Source organism: Paraburkholderia nodosa DSM 21604, from assembly GCF_000519185.1.
Lineage (GTDB): Bacteria > Pseudomonadota > Gammaproteobacteria > Burkholderiales > Burkholderiaceae > Paraburkholderia > Paraburkholderia nodosa.
In genome coordinates this window covers 25,578-45,052 of record NZ_JAFA01000031.1, presented here as the reverse complement: position 1 = coordinate 45,052, position 19,475 = coordinate 25,578, and the positions used below count along the sequence as shown (strand labels likewise).

Annotated in this window: 20 protein-coding genes; 17 read left to right on the top strand and 3 right to left on the bottom strand. The window is 64.0% G+C overall.

Annotation, left to right across the window (positions count from 1 at the left end; all coding sequences use genetic code 11):
- Positions 1-214 precede the first annotated feature (214 nt).
- The gene (locus A3CW_RS0132650) at positions 215-763 is read right to left on the bottom strand and encodes a carboxymuconolactone decarboxylase family protein (RefSeq protein WP_028207320.1); all 549 of its coding nucleotides are present in this window, start codon (positions 761-763) and stop codon (positions 215-217) included.
- A gap of 97 nt (positions 764-860) precedes the next feature.
- Positions 861-1,706, bottom strand: a complete 846-nt coding sequence (locus tag A3CW_RS0132645; RefSeq protein ID WP_028207319.1) for a helix-turn-helix domain-containing protein — start codon at positions 1,704-1,706, stop codon at positions 861-863.
- 414 nt (positions 1,707-2,120) lie between these two features.
- Here A3CW_RS0132645 and A3CW_RS54470 point away from each other — a divergent pair, with 414 nt between their 5' ends.
- Positions 2,121-2,504 (top strand): BON domain-containing protein, encoded by a 384-nt coding sequence (locus A3CW_RS54470; RefSeq protein ID WP_081771911.1) that lies wholly within the window; start codon positions 2,121-2,123, stop codon positions 2,502-2,504.
- Positions 2,505-2,510: 6 nt separating this feature from the next.
- On the opposite strand, the gene A3CW_RS0132640 is transcribed toward A3CW_RS54470, so the two are convergent.
- Positions 2,511-3,407 (bottom strand): LysR family transcriptional regulator, encoded by an 897-nt coding sequence (locus A3CW_RS0132640; protein ID WP_028207318.1) that lies wholly within the window; start codon positions 3,405-3,407, stop codon positions 2,511-2,513.
- Between the two features lie 98 nt (positions 3,408-3,505).
- Between A3CW_RS0132640 and A3CW_RS0132635 the strand changes: the two genes are divergently transcribed.
- The 16 genes from A3CW_RS0132635 to A3CW_RS0132560 all read left to right on the top strand — a co-directional run bounded on the left by A3CW_RS0132635 (position 3,506) and on the right by A3CW_RS0132560 (position 19,474).
- Positions 3,506-4,810, top strand: coding sequence for a CitMHS family transporter (locus tag A3CW_RS0132635; RefSeq protein ID WP_028207317.1), 1,305 nt, complete (start codon positions 3,506-3,508; stop codon positions 4,808-4,810).
- Between the two features lie 18 nt (positions 4,811-4,828).
- Positions 4,829-6,202, top strand: coding sequence for an acyclic terpene utilization AtuA family protein (locus tag A3CW_RS0132630; protein ID WP_028207316.1), 1,374 nt, complete (start codon positions 4,829-4,831; stop codon positions 6,200-6,202).
- Positions 6,189-6,503, top strand: a complete 315-nt coding sequence (locus tag A3CW_RS0132625) for an AtuA-related protein (protein WP_028207315.1) — start codon at positions 6,189-6,191, stop codon at positions 6,501-6,503. Before A3CW_RS0132630 ends, A3CW_RS0132625 begins: the two co-directional genes overlap by 14 nt.
- A 399-nt stretch (positions 6,504-6,902) precedes the next feature.
- On the top strand, positions 6,903-8,333 hold the full coding sequence (locus A3CW_RS0132620; RefSeq protein WP_028207314.1) for a cytochrome ubiquinol oxidase subunit I: 1,431 nt from the start codon (positions 6,903-6,905) through the stop codon (positions 8,331-8,333).
- Positions 8,334-8,361: 28 nt separating this feature from the next.
- A complete protein-coding gene (gene cydB, locus A3CW_RS0132615) occupies positions 8,362-9,369 on the top strand; it encodes a cytochrome d ubiquinol oxidase subunit II (protein WP_028207313.1) in 1,008 nt (335 codons plus the stop codon).
- A gap of 8 nt (positions 9,370-9,377) precedes the next feature.
- Positions 9,378-9,539, top strand: a complete 162-nt coding sequence (locus tag A3CW_RS51395; protein WP_081771910.1) for a DUF2474 family protein — start codon at positions 9,378-9,380, stop codon at positions 9,537-9,539.
- Positions 9,540-9,636: 97 nt separating this feature from the next.
- Positions 9,637-10,341, top strand: a complete 705-nt coding sequence (locus tag A3CW_RS0132605; protein ID WP_028207312.1) for a FadR/GntR family transcriptional regulator — start codon at positions 9,637-9,639, stop codon at positions 10,339-10,341.
- Between the two features lie 81 nt (positions 10,342-10,422).
- A complete protein-coding gene (gene ltnD, locus A3CW_RS0132600) occupies positions 10,423-11,313 on the top strand; it encodes an L-threonate dehydrogenase (RefSeq protein WP_028207311.1) in 891 nt (296 codons plus the stop codon).
- A 28-nt stretch (positions 11,314-11,341) separates the two neighbouring features.
- Positions 11,342-12,658 carry a 3-oxo-tetronate kinase gene (gene otnK, locus A3CW_RS0132595; protein ID WP_028207310.1) on the top strand — a complete coding sequence of 439 codons (1,317 nt, stop codon included), beginning with the start codon at positions 11,342-11,344 and terminating at the stop codon, positions 12,656-12,658.
- Positions 12,655-13,311, top strand: a complete 657-nt coding sequence (gene otnC, locus A3CW_RS0132590) for a 3-oxo-tetronate 4-phosphate decarboxylase (RefSeq protein ID WP_028207309.1) — start codon at positions 12,655-12,657, stop codon at positions 13,309-13,311. Before otnK ends, otnC begins: the two co-directional genes overlap by 4 nt.
- A gap of 134 nt (positions 13,312-13,445) precedes the next feature.
- Positions 13,446-14,783 (top strand): MFS transporter, encoded by a 1,338-nt coding sequence (locus A3CW_RS0132585; RefSeq protein ID WP_028207308.1) that lies wholly within the window; start codon positions 13,446-13,448, stop codon positions 14,781-14,783.
- 22 nt (positions 14,784-14,805) lie between these two features.
- Positions 14,806-15,594, top strand: coding sequence for a 2-oxo-tetronate isomerase (otnI, locus tag A3CW_RS0132580; protein ID WP_028207307.1), 789 nt, complete (start codon positions 14,806-14,808; stop codon positions 15,592-15,594).
- A 62-nt stretch (positions 15,595-15,656) separates the two neighbouring features.
- Entirely contained in the window at positions 15,657-16,646 is a 990-nt protein-coding gene (denD, locus tag A3CW_RS0132575) for a D-erythronate dehydrogenase (RefSeq protein ID WP_028207306.1), read from the top strand.
- Between the two features lie 312 nt (positions 16,647-16,958).
- A complete protein-coding gene (locus A3CW_RS0132570; RefSeq protein ID WP_028207305.1) occupies positions 16,959-17,636 on the top strand; it encodes a heavy metal response regulator transcription factor in 678 nt (225 codons plus the stop codon).
- Positions 17,633-19,039, top strand: coding sequence for a heavy metal sensor histidine kinase (locus tag A3CW_RS0132565; protein WP_028207304.1), 1,407 nt, complete (start codon positions 17,633-17,635; stop codon positions 19,037-19,039). The genes A3CW_RS0132570 and A3CW_RS0132565 overlap by 4 nt, the downstream gene beginning before the upstream one ends.
- A gap of 147 nt (positions 19,040-19,186) precedes the next feature.
- A complete protein-coding gene (locus A3CW_RS0132560) occupies positions 19,187-19,474 on the top strand; it encodes a hypothetical protein (RefSeq protein WP_028207303.1) in 288 nt (95 codons plus the stop codon).
- The last annotated feature ends 1 nt before the right edge of the window (position 19,475 follow it).

The window sequence follows — 19,475 nt, the reverse complement described above, 5'->3', positions numbered from 1 at the left end:
TTCTGCCTCCTGGTATCGGCGCGCACGATTACTCCATGCGCGTCGCACGCAGTCTTCAACCAACGTGCCAGGAGCCTGCGCACATGGTTGATCGGTCTATACCCTGATTTAGAGGAAGCGGAGGATCAAAGACCCTTTCCCGAAGGGGAAAGGGCTTGAACGAGGCATTCTGCGGCAGCGGGTTTGGGTGGTGCTCCCGCCGCTCAAACTCACTTCACGCCTTCCACGCGTAGGGCTGGAACATTTCTTCGAGGGGCGGCTGGGTAACGCTTGCGGTGTAGTTCGTGATCGTCGAGGCGGCGACCACGAGGATGACGTCGAGCACCAGTGCCTGATCGAAACCAGCTTCGGTGAACGCAGCGATGTCGTGATCGTCGGCGTGGCCGCGCTTTTCGATCAGCGTGCGTGCCAGGCGCGATAGCGCCGCAAGCTTGGGGTCCTCCGGGAGGCGGCGTTCGCGGATCGCCTTCACGTCGGCCTCGCTCAGGCCTTCCTTGAGCCCGAGGCACGAGTGAAATGCGACCGGCCAGGTGGCGCCATTGGTCACCGCATTGGTGAGCAGCAGCGTCTGGACGTGTGCTTCGGAAAAGTTGCCGCCATGCGCCTGCTGAAACAGCCCGACGAGGCCATTGATCAGCTTCGGCGAGCCGGCAATTGCGCCAGCGATATTGGGCACCATGCCGAAGGCCTGGGCGAGCCCGTTCAGCGCGGGCTTCGATTGTTCAGGGGCGGAATCCAGCGTATAGATGGGGAAGTGAGCCACGATATTTCCTTGAGAGTTGAAGGTGTCGCTGAGATCGATCAGGCGACAAGCACAGGTTAGTGAGAGAAAGGAGCCTCGCCAATTACATGACTGGTAATCAGCGAGCCAAATCTCGGGCCGCGTCGAGCAGAGCGATGTGCCGCGCTTCGGTTGCGTCGTCGGCGGGAAACATGCATTCGATCCGCAGTTCCTGGGCAGCGACCGCCAGCGGTGTTCCGACCGTTGTGATCATCGAGAAGTAGTTGAGCACGCCGCCGTCGTTGATGAAGGCCATCGGCACCATCGGCAGCGTGGACGCAGAACCGGCCATCCCTTTCGATCGCCATTCGGGGCGCACGCCGGGGTAGGACAGCAGCGCGTCGAGGAGCTGTTTAGTCTGAAGATCGACGACGTGGCCCACCGATTCGCGCTGCACGCGCTGGATAAGGCTGTGTGCCACGGCATCCCAGTTGGCCAAATGGGGCCGCAAGCCTCGGGGATCGAAGATCAGGTGCAGGATGTTGCGCGGCCCCGCGCGTGCCGCCATATCGACGAAGCAGTTGAAGAAGTCCGGCGCCGCACGGTTGGTCATCAGCACGTTCCAGTACCGGTCCATGACGATCGCGGGAAACGGCTCGTGCTGCTGCAGAACACGCCTGGCCGCGCCTGTCACCAGCGACATCTCCTGGGCATTCCACGCCGCTTCCGAATACATCGGTGCGTATCCGGCCGACAGCAGCAGAACGTTGCGCTCGCATAGCGGCACGTCGAGCGACTGCGCGATATTCAGCAGCGTCTGCCGGCCCGGCACGCTTCGGCCGCTCTCGATGAAGCTGATCTGCCGCTGCGAGAGGCCCGCGTCGAGCGAGAGATCGAGCTGGCTGACGCCTCGCACTTCTCGCCAATAGCGGAGCAATTCACCCAGTTCCCTCGATACTCGCTGGTTGAGGTCCAATGTGCTCATGGTCTTTCCGTATGTATAAGAACAAACGGTCCGTTGCGATCGATGGACAACCGCGCTCGACCGGATAGCGGAAATTATCGATTCGTCGCCATTTCGAGCAATTACGTCGCATGTAATCTTCGCTGCAGCAAGGCAACTCACGACCGTTGCTGTGCACCACCGGATCGCCGCCGAGGCTCTCCCCGGGTTGCGGTATTCGGACCCTTTCCGAAGGGCCTTCAAATACCGGTGTCAAAGCCTGTGACATCTGTACTGGCGATCGGTCTCTCGTGTGCGCGACGAGCAGCTATATTGAGCAGTGACGATATCCACGCATGAGCACGTCGGGTGTCCGTCCTATCGTTGCGCGCGCTGTTGGGCTCACGCGAGAGCGTTCGTCGCGAGGTGCCGTTCGGAAGCCGACCCGGAGGAAGCATGGGAAGTCGCCTTGGAGGACAAGTGGTCGGTGCCGCGCTGGCAATTGCCATCGCAGGCGGCGCACCCTGTGCCGGCGCACAAACAACGGTAAGTCCACCTGTCGACAGCTCCGCGCAAACGGCGGCGGTTGCAACGGCCGCGCCGCGACGGAGGTCCGATACCATGCTGGCTGGCGACGTCCGTCGAGCTCTCGTGCGCAATCCTGGGCTGAACTCCATGAATATTCACGTACAGGTGCGCGGCGGCATCGCTACGCTGACTGGGTGGGTACCACAGCGTTCACAGATCGAGCGGGCCAGTAGCGCGGCAAGGTCGGTTCGCGGCGTCAGAGCGGTTTCGAATCGTTTAACGGTACGAACGAGTCACGGCGGCGGCCGTTGAGCTGCGTTACCCCCCACCTTGCCCCCCAAGATCGACCGTATCGACAAAATCCTCAGTCACACGAGGCAGCGTGCGACCGCGCTTCTTGACGAGCGCAATCGGGCGCACGAACGCCGGATCGTCGATCGGCCTCATAACGAGACCGCGCTCGGCATGCACTTCGCGCGCGGATTCCGGAAGCACGGAGATCCCGAGGCCGCCGCGCACCATCGCAACCGCGGTCATCATGTACATCGGCTCGCATGCGATATCGGGCGTGCAGCGCGCGTTCGACAGCGCGGCGTCCACCACCGCGCGCACACTGGTTCCCGGCGCGGTCAGCACCAGCGGCAGCGAAGCGAAGTCGTCGACCGTCACCGTGCGCTTGCGCGCAAGCGGGTGGGTCTTCGGACACACGATCACGAGCCGGTCCTCGCCCGTCTGCAGGATATCGAGTGTCGCATCGACGCTATGGCCGCCGGTCAGGCCAATATCCACCTCTTCATTGCGCACGAGTGCGTTGACGGCGCTCGCGACGACATCGCGAACCTGAAACCGCGCCTGTGGCACGCGCTGGCGAAACGCCTGGATCAGCTCGGGCAGCGCACTGGCGGCGAAGGTCGGCAGGCACGCGAGTCGCACCGTGCCGCTCGACCCGTCGCCGAGCGCGCGCGCATCTCTAAGAGCCTGCTCCATATCGCTTAGCGATCGCGTCAGGATAGGCAGCAATTCGCGGCCCGTTTGGGTCAGCGCCACGCTGCGGCTGTTGCGATCGAACAAACGCGCGCCCACGGTTTCCTCGAGGCGTCGAATCTGCACGGTTAGCGCGGGCTGCGACAAATGCAGCCTGGCCGCCGCGCGCGTGAAGTTGCCCGCGTGCGCCACGGTCACGAAAGCACGAATGTCACGGAGATTGAGATCCATAACGAACTGTGATAGCTGCGATCAATTCATTTCAATTGCGTTATTGCAGCGCCGAACTTACGCTGGTCCGCACTAAAAGACAAGACTGGAGACACAACATGCTGCCGTTGCTGGGGCTCGTGACGATCGTGGTGTTGCTGGCCGCGATTCTTTCAAAACGCATGTCGCCGCTCGTCGCGCTCATCATCGTGCCGATCGTCGCGTCGCTGATCGGCGGATTCGGCTTTCAGACGAGCAAGTTCGTCATCGACGGATTGAAAGGCCTCGCACCCGTCGTCGGCATGTTCGTGTTCGCGATTCTCTATTTCGGCACGATCACGGACGCGGGCACGCTCGATCCGATCATCGACCGCATCCTGCGCACGGTCGGCACCAAACCGACGCGTATCGTGGTGGGCACGACGCTGCTCGCGCTGCTCATTCACCTCGACGGCTCGGGCGCCGTGTGCTTTCTCGTCACCATCCCCGCCATGCTGCCGCTGTACGAGCGCCTGAACATGGACAAGCGCGTGCTGGCGGCGGCCGTTTCGATGGCGGCGGGCATCAACTTCCTGCCGTGGACGGGGCCGATGATCCGCGCATCGGCGTCGCTGCATCTGCCGATATCTGCGCTTTTCAATCCCCTGATCCCGGTCCAGGCGATCGGCCTCGTGTTCGTGTTCAGCATGGCCTGGTGGCTCGGCAGGCGCGAGGAAAAGCGCCTCGGCTATTCCTCCGCCAGCGGCACGATTGCGCTGCCCAAACGCGAACTCACAGCCGAGGAGCAGGCGCTGCGCCGCCCGAAGCATTTCTGGTTCAACATCGTGCTGACGCTCATCGTGCTCGGCACGATGGTCGTGATGGGCGAGAAGATTCCGCCCGCGATCATGTTCATGGTGGGTTTGTGCATCGCGCTGATGGTGAACTACCCGAACGTCGACATGCAGCGCAAGCGCATCGACGCCCACGCGCGCGCCGCGCTGATGATGGCGGGCATTCTGCTCGCAGCGGGCGTGTTCACCGGCATCATGCAGGGCAGCGGCATGCTCAAGGCGATGGCGCAGGCGGCGGTCGGTTTCGTGCCGCCTGCGTTTGCCGGGCACATTCCGGTCGTGCTCGGCGTGCTGTCCATGCCGCTCTCGATGCTCTTCGACCCCGATTCGTTTTATTTCGGCGTGCTGCCGGTGATCGCCGAAGTGGCGTCGCAGCTCGGTGTGCCGGCGGTGCACATCGGCCAGGCCGCGCTGCTCGGCCAGATGACCACTGGCTTTCCCGTGAGCCCGCTCACGCCGGCGACATTTCTCGTCGTCGGCCTGTGTGGAATCGATCTCGCCGATCATCAGAAGTTCACGTTTCCGCTGCTGTTCGGCGCGTCGATCGTCATGACGATCGCGTGCGTCGTGCTGGGCGTGTTTCCGCTGTAAACAGGAGTGGTAGCAGTCATGAACCGGACCGAATCACCAAGGCGCATACGGATAGGCGCGGGCGCAGGCTACTCGGGCGACCGCATCGAACCCGCTGTCGAACTCGCCGAGCACGGCGCGCTGGACTACCTCGTATTCGAATGCCTCGCGGAACGCACGGTCGCGATCGCCCAACAGACGCGCCGCCACGATCCCGCACTCGGCTACGATCCGCTGCTCGAAGCGCGCATGCGCGCCGTGCTGCCGGTCGCCGTGCGCAACCGCGTACGGATCATTTCGAACATGGGCGCGGCGAATCCGCGTGCAGCGGCGATCAGGACCGCGCAGATCGCGCAGGCGCTTGGACTCAGCGGACTGAAGATTGCCGCCGTCACTGGCGACGATGTGCTCGATGTCGTCCTGCGTTCCCAACTGCGCTTCGAAGAGTCCGGCGACGATGTCAGCCACTACACGGACCGCATCGTTTCGGCGAATGCGTACCTCGGCGCGGCGCCGATTGTCGAGGCGCTCGCGGCGGGCGCGGATATCGTGCTGACGGGGCGCGTCGCGGACCCGTCGTTGTTCACGGCACCGCTTATTCACGAGTTCGGCTGGCGCATGGACGACTGGAACACGCTCGGACAGGCGACCGTCGTCGGGCATTTGCTCGAATGCGCCGGGCAGGTCACAGGCGGCTACTTCGCCGATCCCGGGTTCAAGGACGTACCGGATCTCGCGCGGCTGGGTTTTCCGATCGGCGAAGTGAGCGCCGATGGCAGCGTCGTCGTGACGAAGGTGCCGCATGCGGGCGGCCGCGTGACCGAGGCGACATGCAAGGAGCAGTTGCTCTACGAGATTCACGATCCGCAACGCTACTTTCAACCCGATGTCGTCGCTGATTTCTCCGAGGTACGTGTCGTCGAAGAGGCGCAAGACCGCGTGCGTGTGACGGGCGGGCGCGGCAGCACGCGCACTGGAACGCTGAAGGTGTCGGTTGCGTATGTCGACGGCCACATCGGCGAGGGGCAGATTTCCTACGGCGGCCCGGGCGCGGTTGAACGTGCGCGACTCGCGCTCGACATCGTGCGGGAGCGCCTCGTGACCACGGGCGTCGACACGAACGAACTGCGCTTCGACGTGATCGGCATGAATGCCCTCTATGGGGATGCACTCGCGGCGAATCACGACGAGCCGTACGAAGTGCGTATTCGCGTGGCGGGGCGCACGGCGAACGCGAAGGAAGCGGCGCGCATCGGCAACGAGGTCGAAACGCTTTACACCAACGGACCTGCGGGCGGCGGCGGCGTAACGAAGACGACTCGCGAGGTGCTCGCCGTGCAGTCCGTGTTGCTGCCACGCGAACAGGTAAATCCGGCTTTCCAGGTTGTCGAGGCAAGCGATGAAACTGCGTGAACTGGCCCATGGCCGCACCGGCGACAAAGGCAATACGCTGAATATTTCCGTGATCTGCTACGACGCAAAGCACTACGCCCATCTGCGCAACGTCTTGACGCCGGAGCGCGTCAAGGCTCATCTCGCCGACGTGGTCAAAGGTGAGGTCGTGCGCTACGAACTGCCGCTGCTGGGCGCGTTCAATTTCGTGCTCGGTAACGCGCTGGGGGGAGGCGTCACGCGTTCGCTGGCGCTGGACGCGCACGGCAAGTCGATGAGCATGGCGCTGCTCGATATCGAAGTGGGTGACGTTACCGAATGAACGGCGGGTTAAGGCTGCCGGGTCGGCGGGAGGACCACCCCGCGCGATGCGAAACGAGACGATTCCAAACCTTGACCGGAACGGCAGCCGTCGATCGATATTGACGGTGAATGCGGCGGGCGCAACGGCCATCAAGGTGAATAACCGGGTGGTCTGAACGCCGGCGCGCAACCCCATGCGCGCTTGCCCACTTTATCGCCGGTTCATCGGAAGCCGCGTATGCTGTGATGACCGGCGCGACCCACGTCGCCGACGACTTTGTCGTATTTTTTGCTGCCCACTCTCGTCGCAGGTGTGGGTGTCCTCAACGAATCAGTGAACACTAGCTGTGCGCACCGGCCATGCGGCGAGAACGCAGGATGCATGGCAGGGCGCATACGTTGGCATTGGGCACCTGGCATGGATACTTCGAACACGACGGCCTTCATTCTCGCGCGCATCCAGTTCGGCTTCACGATCGGCTTTCACATCATCTTTCCGGCCATTACGATCGGGCTCGCGAGTTTCCTGGCCGTGCTCGAGGCACTCTGGCTCAAGACCGGGCGCGAGGCTTACCGGGATCTATACCACCACTGGTCGAAGATCTTTGCCGTGAACTTCGGCATGGGCGTGGTTTCGGGCGTCGTGATGGCGTGGCAGTTCGGCACGAACTGGAGCCGCTTTGCGTACTTTGCGGGCGGCATCACCGGGCCGCTGCTGACTTACGAAGTGCTCACGGCTTTTTTTCTGGAAGCCGGCTTTCTCGGGGTGATGTTGTTCGGCTGGAACCGCGTGGGGCGGGGCCTGCATTTTCTTTCCACGGCGATGGTCGCGCTCGGCACGCTCGTTTCCATGTTCTGGATACTCTCGTCCAATAGCTGGATGCAGACGCCGCAGGGTTACCGGATCATCGATGGCCGCGCGGTGCCCGTCGACTGGCTCGCCGTCGTCTTCAATCCCTCGTTCCCGTTCCGTCTCGCGCATATGGCCATTGCCGCGTTTCTCGCCACCGCGTGTTTCGTGGGCGCGAGTTCGGCTTGGCATCTGCGCCGCCGCAACGACAACACGCCGATCCGCACCGCGCTTTCGATGGCCATGTGGATGGCGGTGATCGTCGCGCCGATCCAGGCTGTAGTGGGCGACGCGCACGGCCTCAATACGCTCGAGCATCAGCCCGCGAAGATCGCGGCCATCGAAGGTCACTGGGAGAACATTCCAGGCCAGCCTTCGCCGCTCATCCTGTTCGGCTGGCCCGACATGAAGGCCGAGCAAACACGCTTTGCCGTGGAGGTTCCCGTGCTCGGCAGCCTCATCCTCACGCATAGCCTGACGCGGCAAATTCCGGCTCTGAAATCGTTCCCGCCCGAAGACCGGCCCGATTCGACGATCGTCTTCTGGAGCTTTCGCGCGATGGTGGGCATGGGCCTCCTCATGATCGCGATGGGCCTGTGGGCGCTCCTGCTGCGGCTGCGCGGCAAGCTGTATTCGTCGCGTCCGTTCCTGGCTTTCGCGCAATGGATGGGCGCGGCAGGCCTCATCGCGCTGCTTGCGGGCTGGGTCACGACCGAAGTGGGGCGCCAGCCGTGGGTCATCTACGGCGTCATGCGCACCGTGGACGCCACCTCGCCGACGCCTCCCGCACAGGTTGGCCTGAGCCTCGCGATTTTCGTCGTCGTTTATTTCGCGCTGTTCGGCACGGGCATCCTTTATATCCTCCGGCTCGTGCGCAAGGGGCCAGAGCCGCACGAGGGCGAGCGCGTGACGGAAGGCGGCGCGGGACGCTCGCGCACGCCGGCGCGGCCGCTTTCGGCGGCGCCCGAGCGCGTCGAGCGGGCGCCGACCCAGGAGTGACCCGAAGAACGGAAATGGAGGCGATTCAATGGGCGTCGATATCACCTTGATCTGGGCCGCGATCATCGCATTCGGCATCATGATGTATGTCGTGATGGACGGCTTCGACCTCGGCATCGGGTTGCTGTTCTTCACCGTGCGCGACAAGGAAGAGCGCGACGTGATGATGAATACGGTGGCGCCCGTGTGGGACGGCAACGAGACCTGGCTCGTGCTGGGCGGCGCGGGGCTTTATGGCGCGTTTCCGCTTGCGTATTCCGTCGTGCTGAGCGCGTTGTATCTGCCGCTCATCATCATGCTCATCGGACTGATCTTTCGCGGCGTGGCCTTCGAATTTCGCTTCAAGGCCCACGAGCACCGGCGGTATTTGTGGGATCTCGCATTCATCGGCGGTTCGCTCGTCGCGACATTCGCGCAGGGCGTGGTGTTGGGTGCATTCATCGACGGTTTTCCGGTGCGCAACAACGAGTGGGTAGGCGGCTCGCTCGACTGGTTGCGACCGTTCCCGCTTTTTTGCGGCGTCGCGCTGCTTGCGGCCTACGCGCAATTGGGCTGCACGTGGCTCATCATGAAGACCGAAGGGCCATTGCAGACGCACATGTACCAGCTTTCGTACACGCTTGCGTGGGCGTTGCTGATCGCGATCGGTCTCGTGAGCCTCTGGACGCCGCTTGCGCACCCGGCCATCGCGCACCGCTGGTTCACGATGCCGAACCTGCTGTTCTTTCTTCCTGTACCGGTGCTTCTCATCCTCGGTTTCCTCGCGAAGCTGCGCTCGCTCGCGCGCCGGGCAACGGTCATGCCGTTCATCATTACGCTGATGGTCATTTTCCTCGGCTATAGCGGCCTCGCCATCAGCCTTTGGCCGCATATCGTGCCGCCCTCCATTACGCTCTGGGACGCGGCTTCGCCGCCGCAAAGCCAGTTGTTCTCGCTCGTGGGCGCGCTTTTCATTCTGCCGTTCATTCTCATGTACACAGCGTGGAGCTATTACGTGTTTCGCGGCAAGGTTCGGCCGGGCGAAGGGTATCACTGAGCGCTGCCATGACGACGCAATCGGAGAAGGCGAGAGGCCAGGGCGTGCGGGTGTGGCGTTCGCGCGTGCTGTGGCTCATGGGGATATGGACCGCCAGCGTGTGCGTGACGATTGGTGCCGTGGAGATTCTGCGCCTGGCGATGAGGGCCGCGGGTCTCGTGACGCATTAATGTTTCGATCCCGTGTGCAGTCTTCAGGGTTCACCCTGGTGCCTTCCCATGTATCAAAATTTGTATGATGACCATATGACATGGCAAATCTGCTGATATGTTCGAGAAAATTCCCAACCGGGCGCTGAGCGACACCGTGGCGCAACAACTGCTCGCGCAGATCGACAAGGGCACGTTCGCGCGCGGCGGCAAGCTGCCGACGGAAGCCGTGCTCGCGCAGGAGTTCGGCGTCAGCCGCACCGTGATCCGCGAGGCCATTTCGCGTTTGAAGAACGAGGGCGTGGTCGAACCGCGCCAGGGCAGCGGCGTGTACGTAGCCGCGCATGGCGCGATCCGGCCGCTGCGCATCGACTACGCGGAAGCGATGGAAGGCGGTTCGGTGCTGCAGATTCTCGCGGTGCGCCGCGCGATCGAAGCCGAAGTCGCGGCGGAAGCCGCCATGCGCCGCACCGACGCCGACATGATGGCCATCGACGCCGCGCTCAGAAAAATCGATGAGGCCGTCGCCGAAGGCCGCGACGGCGTTGCCGAAGACGTCGCGTTTCACCGCGCGATCGCCAACGTGACGGGCAATCCGTACTTTCTGAAGACGCTGACGTTTCTCAATCAATACCTCGAAGCGGGCACGGTCGTCACGCGCCGCAACGAGGCGCTGCGCGAGGACTTCTCGCGTCAGGTGCGCGACGAGCACGCAGCGATCGCCGCGGCGATCCGCGCAGGCGACCCGATGGCCGCGCGCAACGCCGCGCAAACGCACATGTACAACGCGGCGCGCCGTTTGGCCGAAGCCGGTATCTGCTGATTCGCACACGCATTTCGCAGACGCATGCGCTCGCGCGATGCGCGGCGCGCGGTCTGCCGCACTGTTCGTAAAGGAAAAGGTATGTCGAGAAATGTCGGAGTGATCGGTCTGGGCGCGATGGGCATGGGTGTCGCGCGTTCGCTGCTGCGCGGCGGTTTCAATGTCCATGCATGCGACGTGCGCCGCGAAGTGCTCGACGCGTTCGTCGCCGCTGGCGGCACGGCCTGCGCGAGTCCGGCCGAGCTTGGCGCGCAGTGCGACGTGGTCGTCACGCTCGTCGTCAATGCGGCGCAAACGGAAACGGTGCTGTTCGGCGAGCAGGGCGCGGTCAAGGCGATGAAGCCGGGCGGCGTCGTGATTGCGTGCGCGACGGTTGCGCCCGACTTCGCGATCGACCTCGGCCGCCGCGTGGAAGCGGCCGGCCTGCAACTGCTCGATGCGCCCGTATCGGGCGGCGCGGCGCGCGCGGCATCGGGCGAAATGACGATGATGACGTCCGGACCTGCCGCCGCGTATGCCGCGTGCGAGGACGTGCTCGCCGCGATGGCGGGCAAGGTGTACCGGCTGGGCGAGCAGCATGGTGCGGGCTCGAAGGTGAAGATCATCAACCAGTTGCTCGCGGGCGTGCACATCGCCGCCGCCGCCGAGGCGATGGCGCTCGGTCTTCGCGAAGGCGTCGATCCCGACGCGCTCTACGACGTGATTACGCACAGCGCCGGTAACTCGTGGATGTTCGAGAACCGCGTGCCGCACATTCTCAACGGCGACTACACGCCGCTGTCGGCCGTCGACATCTTCGTCAAGGATCTCGGCCTCGTGCTCGATACCGCGCGACGCTCGAAGTTTCCGCTGCCGTTGTCGGCGGCTGCGCATCAGATGTTCATGATGGCGTCGACGGCAGGTCACGGCGGCGAAGACGATTCGGCCGTCATCAAGATTTTCCCGGGCATCGACGTGCCCGCGAAGCGCTAAGCGGGAAGGGCGCAACGACATGACGAACATGAACGCCGCTGCCGGCAAGCCGCTGCTCGGCTGCATCGCCGACGATTTCACGGGCGCGACCGATCTCGCGAACATGCTGGTGCGCGGCGGCATGCGCACCGTGCAGACGATCGGCGTCCCCGGCGCCGACACGCGCATCGAAGCCGACGCGCTCGTGGTCGCGCTGAAGTCGCGCACGATCGACGCCGCCGACGCCGTGGCGCAGTCGCTTGCCGCGCTCGAATGGCTGCGCGCGCAAGGCTGCCGCCAGTTCTTTTTCAAGTACTGCTCGACCTTCGATTCGACCGATCAAGGCAACATAGGGCCCGTGGCCGACGCGCTGCTCGACGCGCTGTCGCGCAATGGCGGCGACGCGCCGTTCACCATCGCGTGTCCCGCGTTTCCAGAGAACGGCCGCACGATTTATCGCGGGCATCTGTTCGTCGGCGACGTGCTGCTGAACGAGTCGGGCATGGAGCATCATCCGCTCACGCCGATGACGGACGCGAACCTCGTGCGCGTGCTGCAGCGGCAGACGCGCGCGAAAGTCGGCCTCGTGCGCTACGACGCCGTGGCGCGAGGCGCGCAAGCCGTGCGCGCCTCGATCGACGCGTTGCGTGCCGACGGCGTGCGCATGGCAATCGCCGATGCCGTCTCGGACGCCGATCTCTACACGCTCGGCGAAGCGTGCGCGGACCTGCCGCTGATCACGGGCGGCTCGGGTGTCGCGCTCGGGTTGCCCGCGAATTTCCGCCGCGCCGGTCTGCTTGCCGATTCCGTCGATGCAGGCGAACTGCCGCGTATCGACGGGGCGTCGGCGGTGCTGGCGGGCAGTGCGTCGAAGGCGACGACTGCCCAGGTTGCCGCGTGGCGCGAAACGCGTCCTGCGTTCCGCATCGATCCGCTTGTGGCGGCGCGCGGCGAGCCCGTCGTCGAACACGCGTTGGCCTTCGCGCGCGAACACATGCAGGCAGCGCAGCCGCAGCCCGTGCTGATCTACGCGACGGCGTCGCCCGACGAGGTGAAGGCGACACAGCGCGAACTCGGCGTGGCGCAAGCGGGCGAGCTGGTCGAACGCACGCTCGCGTCGATCGCGCACGGCCTGCGCGATCTCGGCGTGCGCAAGTTCGTCGTCGCGGGCGGCGAGACCTCGGGCGCGGTGGTGCAGGCGCTTGGCGTCCAGATGCTGCGCATCGGCAAGCAGATCGATCCGGGCGTGCCCGCCACCGCCACGATCGCTGCCGAGCCGCTTGCGCTCGCGCTCAAGTCGGGCAACTTCGGCGCGGTCGACTTCTTCTCGAAGGCGCTGCGTATGCTCGACGGAGGCGCGCAATGACGGCGGCCATTCACACCAGCAGCGAAGCGAAAGTCCGCGAAGAAATCTGCGTGACGGGCGCAAGCCTGTACGAGCGCGGTTACACCGTCGGCAGCGCGGGCAATATCAGCGCGCGACTCGACGACGGCTGGCTGATCACGCCGACGGATGCCTGCCTCGGCCGCCTCGATCCCGCGGAGATCGCGAAGGTCGATCTGGACGGCAACGCGGTCTCGGGCGGCAAGCCCTCTAAAACGCTGGCGTTGCATCGCGGCGTCTACGAACGCAACCGCGAAGCGCGCGGCATCGTGCACACGCATTCGACCCACCTCGTCGCGCTGACGCTCGCCGGAGTATGGAGCGAAGCCGACGTGCTGCCGCCGATCACGCCGTACTACGTCATGAAAGTCGGGCATATTCCGCTGATCCGCTACCGGCGTCCCGGCGATCCGCAAGTCGCGCAACAGATCGCCTCGCTCGCCGACCGCGTGCGCGGCGTGCTGCTGGAGCGGCTCGGGCCGGTCGTATGGGAGCGTTCCGTTTCGCAGGCTTCGTACATGCTCGAAGAACTGGAAGAGACCGCGCGCTTGTGGCTGATGACGAACCCGCGTCCCGCGCCGCTCGACGGCACCGCGCTCGAAGAGTTGCGCACGGTGTTCGGCGCTCGCTGGTAGCCCGTTCAGGCACATCGCCCTTTCCGCGTGCCCACGCGGACCCTCCGTATCACCCACCTCAGGCAAAAAGCCGGAGGGCCGTCCGACACGAAGCGGACGGCCCGCAACCGGCGCCACCACGAAGGAGACAACGCATGACAAGCTTTCAGGCGGCATCCGTTCGCCCTGCATCTACCGCCGACGCTGCCGGGCAACCCGGCGCGGCCGAAATCGAACGCACCTACGGCAAGGTGTTCTGGCGCATCGTGCCGTTTCTGATGCTGTGCTACGTGGTCGCGTATCTGGACCGCGTCAACGTGGGCTTTGCGAAGCTGAAAATGTCGCAGGACCTCGCGTTCAGCGAGACTGTATTCGGTCTCGGCGCGGGCGTGTTCTTCGTCGGTTACTTTCTCTTCGAACTGCCCAGCAACATCCTGATGCATCGGCTCGGCGCGCGCATCTGGATTGCGCGCATCATGATCACGTGGGGCTTGCTTTCCGTCGTGTTCGTTTTCGTACGGACTCCGATGCAGTTCTATGCGCTGCGCTTCCTGCTCGGTCTCGCCGAGGCGGGTTTCTATCCGGGCGTCATTTTGTATTTGACGTACTGGTTCCCGTCGCATCGGCGCGCGAAGATCATTGCCGTGTTCATGTCGGCGATTCCGGTTTCGGGTATTTTCGGCAATCCGTTGTCGGGCTGGATCATGCAGACGTTCGATTCCCATCACGGTTTCGCAGGCTGGCAATGGATGTTCGTGATCGAAGCGGTGCCGGCCATCGCCATCGGCATCGCGACGATCCTGTATCTCGACAACGGCATCGCCGGCGCGAAATGGCTGACGCCGCGCGAAAAGAAGCTGCTCGCCGACGAGATCGCCGCGCAGCCGCAGGAAGACACGAAGTCGCATTCGCTGGGTGCCGTGTTCCGCGATCCGCGCACGTGGTGGATGTCGCTGATCTATTTCGCATTCGTCACCGGCCAGTACGGACTCACGTTCTGGATGCCGACGCTCGTGAAGTCGACGGGCGTGACGGGGGCATTCGAAATCGGCCTTCTGAGCGCGATCCCGTTCCTCGTTGCCATCGTCGTGATGAACGTGATGGGCCACAGCGCGGACAAGCGCCGCGAGCGCCGCTGGCATCTGATCGGGCCGGCGCTCGCGGGCGCGGCCGGCTTCACGGTCGCGGCTTCGTTCGCGAACAACACGGCCGTGTCGATTGCGTTCCTGTCGATCGCCGCTGCGGGCGTGCTGACCTGCGCGCCGCTCTTCTGGTCGCTGCCCACGGCGTTCATGTCCGGCGCGACGGCGGCTGCGGGCATCGCGATCATCAATTCGGTCGGCAATCTGGCGGGCTTCGCAAGCCCGTACATGATCGGCTATCTTAAGGATCTCACGCACAGCACGCAGTCCGGCATGTACGTGCTTGCCGCGATGCTCGTGATCGGCGCGCTCGCCGTCTGGCTGACGCCCGCGCGGCTCGTGAACCGCTAAACGTATTCAAGGAGTTGCTTCGATGCCACGCTTCGCCGCCAATCTGACGATGATGTACAACGAACACGCGTTTCTCGACCGTTTCGCCGCCGCCGCGCGCGACGGTTTCGAGGCCGTGGAGTTTCTGTTCCCGTATGAGTTTCCGGCCGTCGATATCAAGCGGCGTCTCGACGACAACGGCCTCACTCAGGCGCTGTTCAACGCGCCGCCGGGCGACTGGGCGGCGGGCGAACGCGGCATCGCGTCGTTGCCGGGGCGCGAGGACGAGTTTCGCCGCAGTCTCGAGACCGCACTCGAATACGCGCGAGTACTCGGCAACGACAAGCTGCACGTGATGGCCGGGTTGATCAAGCCAGAGCAATCGCGCGCCGCGCATCGCGAGGTGTATCTGAAGAACCTCGCCTACGCGGCGCAGGCGGCCCAGGCGCACGGCATCACCGTCGTCATCGAGCCGATCAACACGCGCGATATTCCCGGCTTCTTTCTGAACCGGCAAGACGACGCGCAGGCCATCTGCGCGGAAGTCGGCGCGCCGAACCTGAAAGTGCAGTTCGATCTCTACCACTGCCAGATTGTCGAAGGCGATCTCGCCGTCAAGCTCAAGCGTGACATGAAGGGCATCGGGCATATCCAGATTGCGGGCGTGCCCGAGCGGCACGAGCCGGATATTGGCGAAGTGAACTACCCGTATCTGTTCTCGCTGATCGACTCACTCGGCTACGACGGCTGGATCGGTTGCGAGTACAGGCCGCGCGCAGGCACATCGGAAGGGCTTGGATGGATCCGGCCGTACGTGAAGGCGCGTTTCTGAGCGAACGAAACTGCGCACATACCTGAGCGCATTCGACCGACACACTGAGGAACAACGGCAACATGAAAGTACTGATCACGGGCGGTGCGGGATTTCTGGGCCAGCGTCTCGCGCGCGAACTGCTGGCACGCGGCGAACTGAAGGGCGCGGATGGGCAGCGCGAGCCGATCACCGAACTGGTGTTGCTCGACGTCGTCGCGGCGCCGGGGCCGGCTGACGAACGCGTGCGTGTCGAAGTCGGCGACATTGCCGAGCGCAGCGTGCTCGAACGTCTGATCGACGAGAGGACCGCGGCGATTTTCCATCTCGCGGCGATCGTCAGCGGCCAGGCGGAAGCGGACTTCGATCTCGGCATACGGATCAATCTCGACGCGTCGCGGCTGCTGCTCGACGTGTGCCGCGAGCGCGGGCATCGGCCGCGCGTCGTGTTTACGAGTTCGGTCGCCGTCTATGGCGGCGATCTGCCCGACGTCGTCCTCGATGACACCGCATTGAATCCGCAGTCGTCGTATGGCTCGCAAAAGGCCGTCGCCGAGTTGCTGCTCAACGACTTCTCGCGACGCGGTTTCGTCGATGGCCGCGTGCTGCGTCTGCCGACCATCAGCGTGCGCCCAGGCAAGCCGAATGCGGCGGCGTCCTCGTTTGCCAGCGGCATCATTCGCGAGCCGCTCAACGGTGAGACGGCGGTGTGCCCGGTGAGCGGTTCGACACGGCTGTGGCTGCTGTCGCCGCGCAAGGCGATCGAGTGTCTCGTCGCGGGATGCGAGATCGACGGCGCGGCGCTCGGCAACCGGCGCACGGTGAATCTGCCGGGCGTATCGGTGACGGTCGACGAGATGATCGCCGCGCTGCGCGAGGTGGCGGGCGATGCCGTCGCGGCACGGATCGAATGGAAGGCGAATGAACGGGTCGAGAAGATCGTCGGCAGCTGGCCCGCGCAGTGGGACATGGCGCGCGCGGCCCAGCTGGGCCTGCAAGGCGACGCGTCGTTCAAGGATATCGTGCGCGCGTTCGTCGACGATGAACTCGGCGGGAAGATTCCGCAGCATTGATTGCCGGCGCTCGAACCGGTTCACCCACGCCGGCTTGATGCGCAAGAAATAACTCACGCCGCCGTCGCAGACCTGAGTCTTTGCGCGGCGGCGTTCTTGTATCTGGATATCCGCTGTGTCGGCAGCGTGACTACGCCACTACATATAAATATCAGGGAGGAAACACGCTGCGCTTCGTCATTTCTCTGTAATGATTGAGTAACGGCCCTGTTGGAACGCACTGCCTAGACTGCTATCACGCCCGGCTGGTATAGGGGCGCAAACGAGCACAGAATCAGTGAAACGCACATGAGAGTGCAGGGACCGGACGCCATGAAAATCCTCGTCATCGAAGACGAAGCCAAGACTAGCGAGTACATCCAGAACGGCTTGACGGAAGCCGGCTACGTAGTGGACGTGGCCACGAACGGCATCGACGGGCTGCACCTCGCGCAGGAGATGGGTTACGACCTGATCCTGCTCGACGTGATGATGCCGGAGATGGATGGCTGGACCGTCATGAAGAAGCTCGGTGCCCGCACCAAAACCCCGGTGTTATTTCTGAGCGCGCGAGGCACGGTCGAAGACCGGCTGAAGGGCCTCGATCTCGGCGCCGACGATTATCTCGTCAAGCCTTTCTCGTTTGCCGAGTTGCTGGCGCGCATCCGCATCATACTGCGGCGCGGCCAGCCTCAAAAGCAGGAGGAGCAGGTCTTCGAAGTGGGGGATCTGCGGGTCGATGTGCCGAAGCGGCGAGTCGACCGGGGCGGCGTGCGCCTGACGCTCACCAACAAGGAATTCAACCTGCTGGCGTTCTTTCTGGAGCATCAAGCTCAGGTGCTCTCGCGCGCCCTGATCGCTTCGCGCGTCTGGGACATGAACTTCGACAGCGATAGCAACGTTGTCGATGTTGCGGTGCGCCGGCTGCGGCAGAAGATCGACGACCCGTTCCCGGTGCGCCTGATTCATACGATTCACGGCGTGGGATATCGTTTCGAGTACGAAGCATGAAGCGGCTTTCCCTCACCACGCGTCTTGCGTTGTTATACGCACTCATCGTATTTACCGCGATGGCGTTGCTCGGCACCTTGCTGTATCGCGGGCTGGAGCGGCAACTGATGGTGCGCGACGATGCGGCGCTGGTGACGCGGGTGGACCAGCTTCGCACGCTGATGAACGATGTCGACGTGCGCGAGTTGATTCGCGACAAGCCCCATCTGTTCGCGAACATGCTCGGCAATACGGAATCGTTGCTGATCGTGGGCTTTCCCGGTGAAGCGCCGCTCATTACGGTGAATCCCGGCCACCGGGCGGTGCCGGACATGAAGCCTGTGCCGGTGGACGCGCCGCTCACGCTCGGCGCCGTCCAGCATACGGTTGCGGCCGATGGGACGCCCTTCATCTACGTCGCTGCTGCGGCGCACGACGTAGCCGGGAAACAGGACCTGCAGATCATCTCCGGCCGCTTGCTGACTGAGCGCACGCAATTGCTGCGGGCATACCGCAACCAGATACTGCTGTTTGCCTCCGCTGGCGCGACCATCGTTGCCTTGCTCGCTTTCGTCCTCGCGCGCCGCAACATGCAGCCGTTGCGTGTTCTCGCGGCGCAAACCGGGGCGATCGGCATCAGCACGCTTTCGACGCGCATCGAGCAGCGCGCCGCGCCGCCCGAGCTGGACGCACTGATCGCGGCATTCAACGGCATGCTCGATCGGCTCGAACGCGGCTTCACGCAGCTCAAACAGGTGTCGGCCGACATGGCGCATGACCTGCGCACGCCCATCGGCAATCTGCTCGGGCAGACCGAAGTCGGCTTGAGCCAGACGCGCGACACCGCGTATTACCAGCGGCTTCTCGGCTCGAATTACGAGGAGCTGCAACGCCTGTCGAAGATGATCGACAACATGCTTTTTCTCGCGCGCACCGAGCAGGCCGATAACGCCATCGAGCGCAAGGACTTGCCGCTTGCGGTGGAGTTCGAACGCATGCAGGAATACTTCGAAGGTCTCGCGGAAGACCGCAACGTGAGCCTCGAGTGGCGCGGGGAGGGCCACGTGTGCGCGGATCCGGATCTGCTGCGCCGGGCGCTGGGCAACCTGCTTGCGAACGCCTTGCGCTATGCGGAACCGGGTACGGCAATTTCGACCCTGGCGCAGCAAGGACCGGAGGCGACGACACTCCATGTCGAAAATCGCGGACCGACGATCGAGCCGCATCATCTCGAGCGGATCTTCGACCGCTTCTATCGGGCCGATCCGTCACGGCACCGCTCGTCGGAGTCGAGCGGGCTCGGACTTTCGATCGTGCGCAGCATCATGTTGCTGCACGGAGGAACGTGGCACGCGTCCAGCAGCAACGGGGTGACGCGCTTTACGCTCGTGTTCCCGCGGCAGCGCGAGCACCGGAGCCAGTAGGCGCCCCAGGGGCGGTGGTGCGACAAACCGCGCTATGATGGGCTGCCTTGAATCGGGAATGCGGGACGCAACCCATCGGTGCGCGCATGGGTTGTTCGTACGAGTGGAATTCAGCGTTTATTCCAGTCACGAAGCCTTGAAGATGCGATGAAACAACGTACATGGCCCAGACTCGCTGTCGTTTGTTCATTCCTGGCTTTCATGCCGCTTGCGGGTTGCGTGGCCCGCGGCGCGCCGTCCTGGTCGCTCTTTGGTGCGTACTTTCCGTACTGGCTCGTGAGCGCCATGATCGGCATCGTGGGCGCGCTCGTCGCGCATCGCGTATTCATCTCGACCGGCTGGATTCGCCTCGTGCCGTACCAGCTTTCCGTCTGCACCGCGATCGGCATCGTCGCCGGGGTGCTCGTCTGGCTGTGGGGAACGGGGCAGCTCTGAC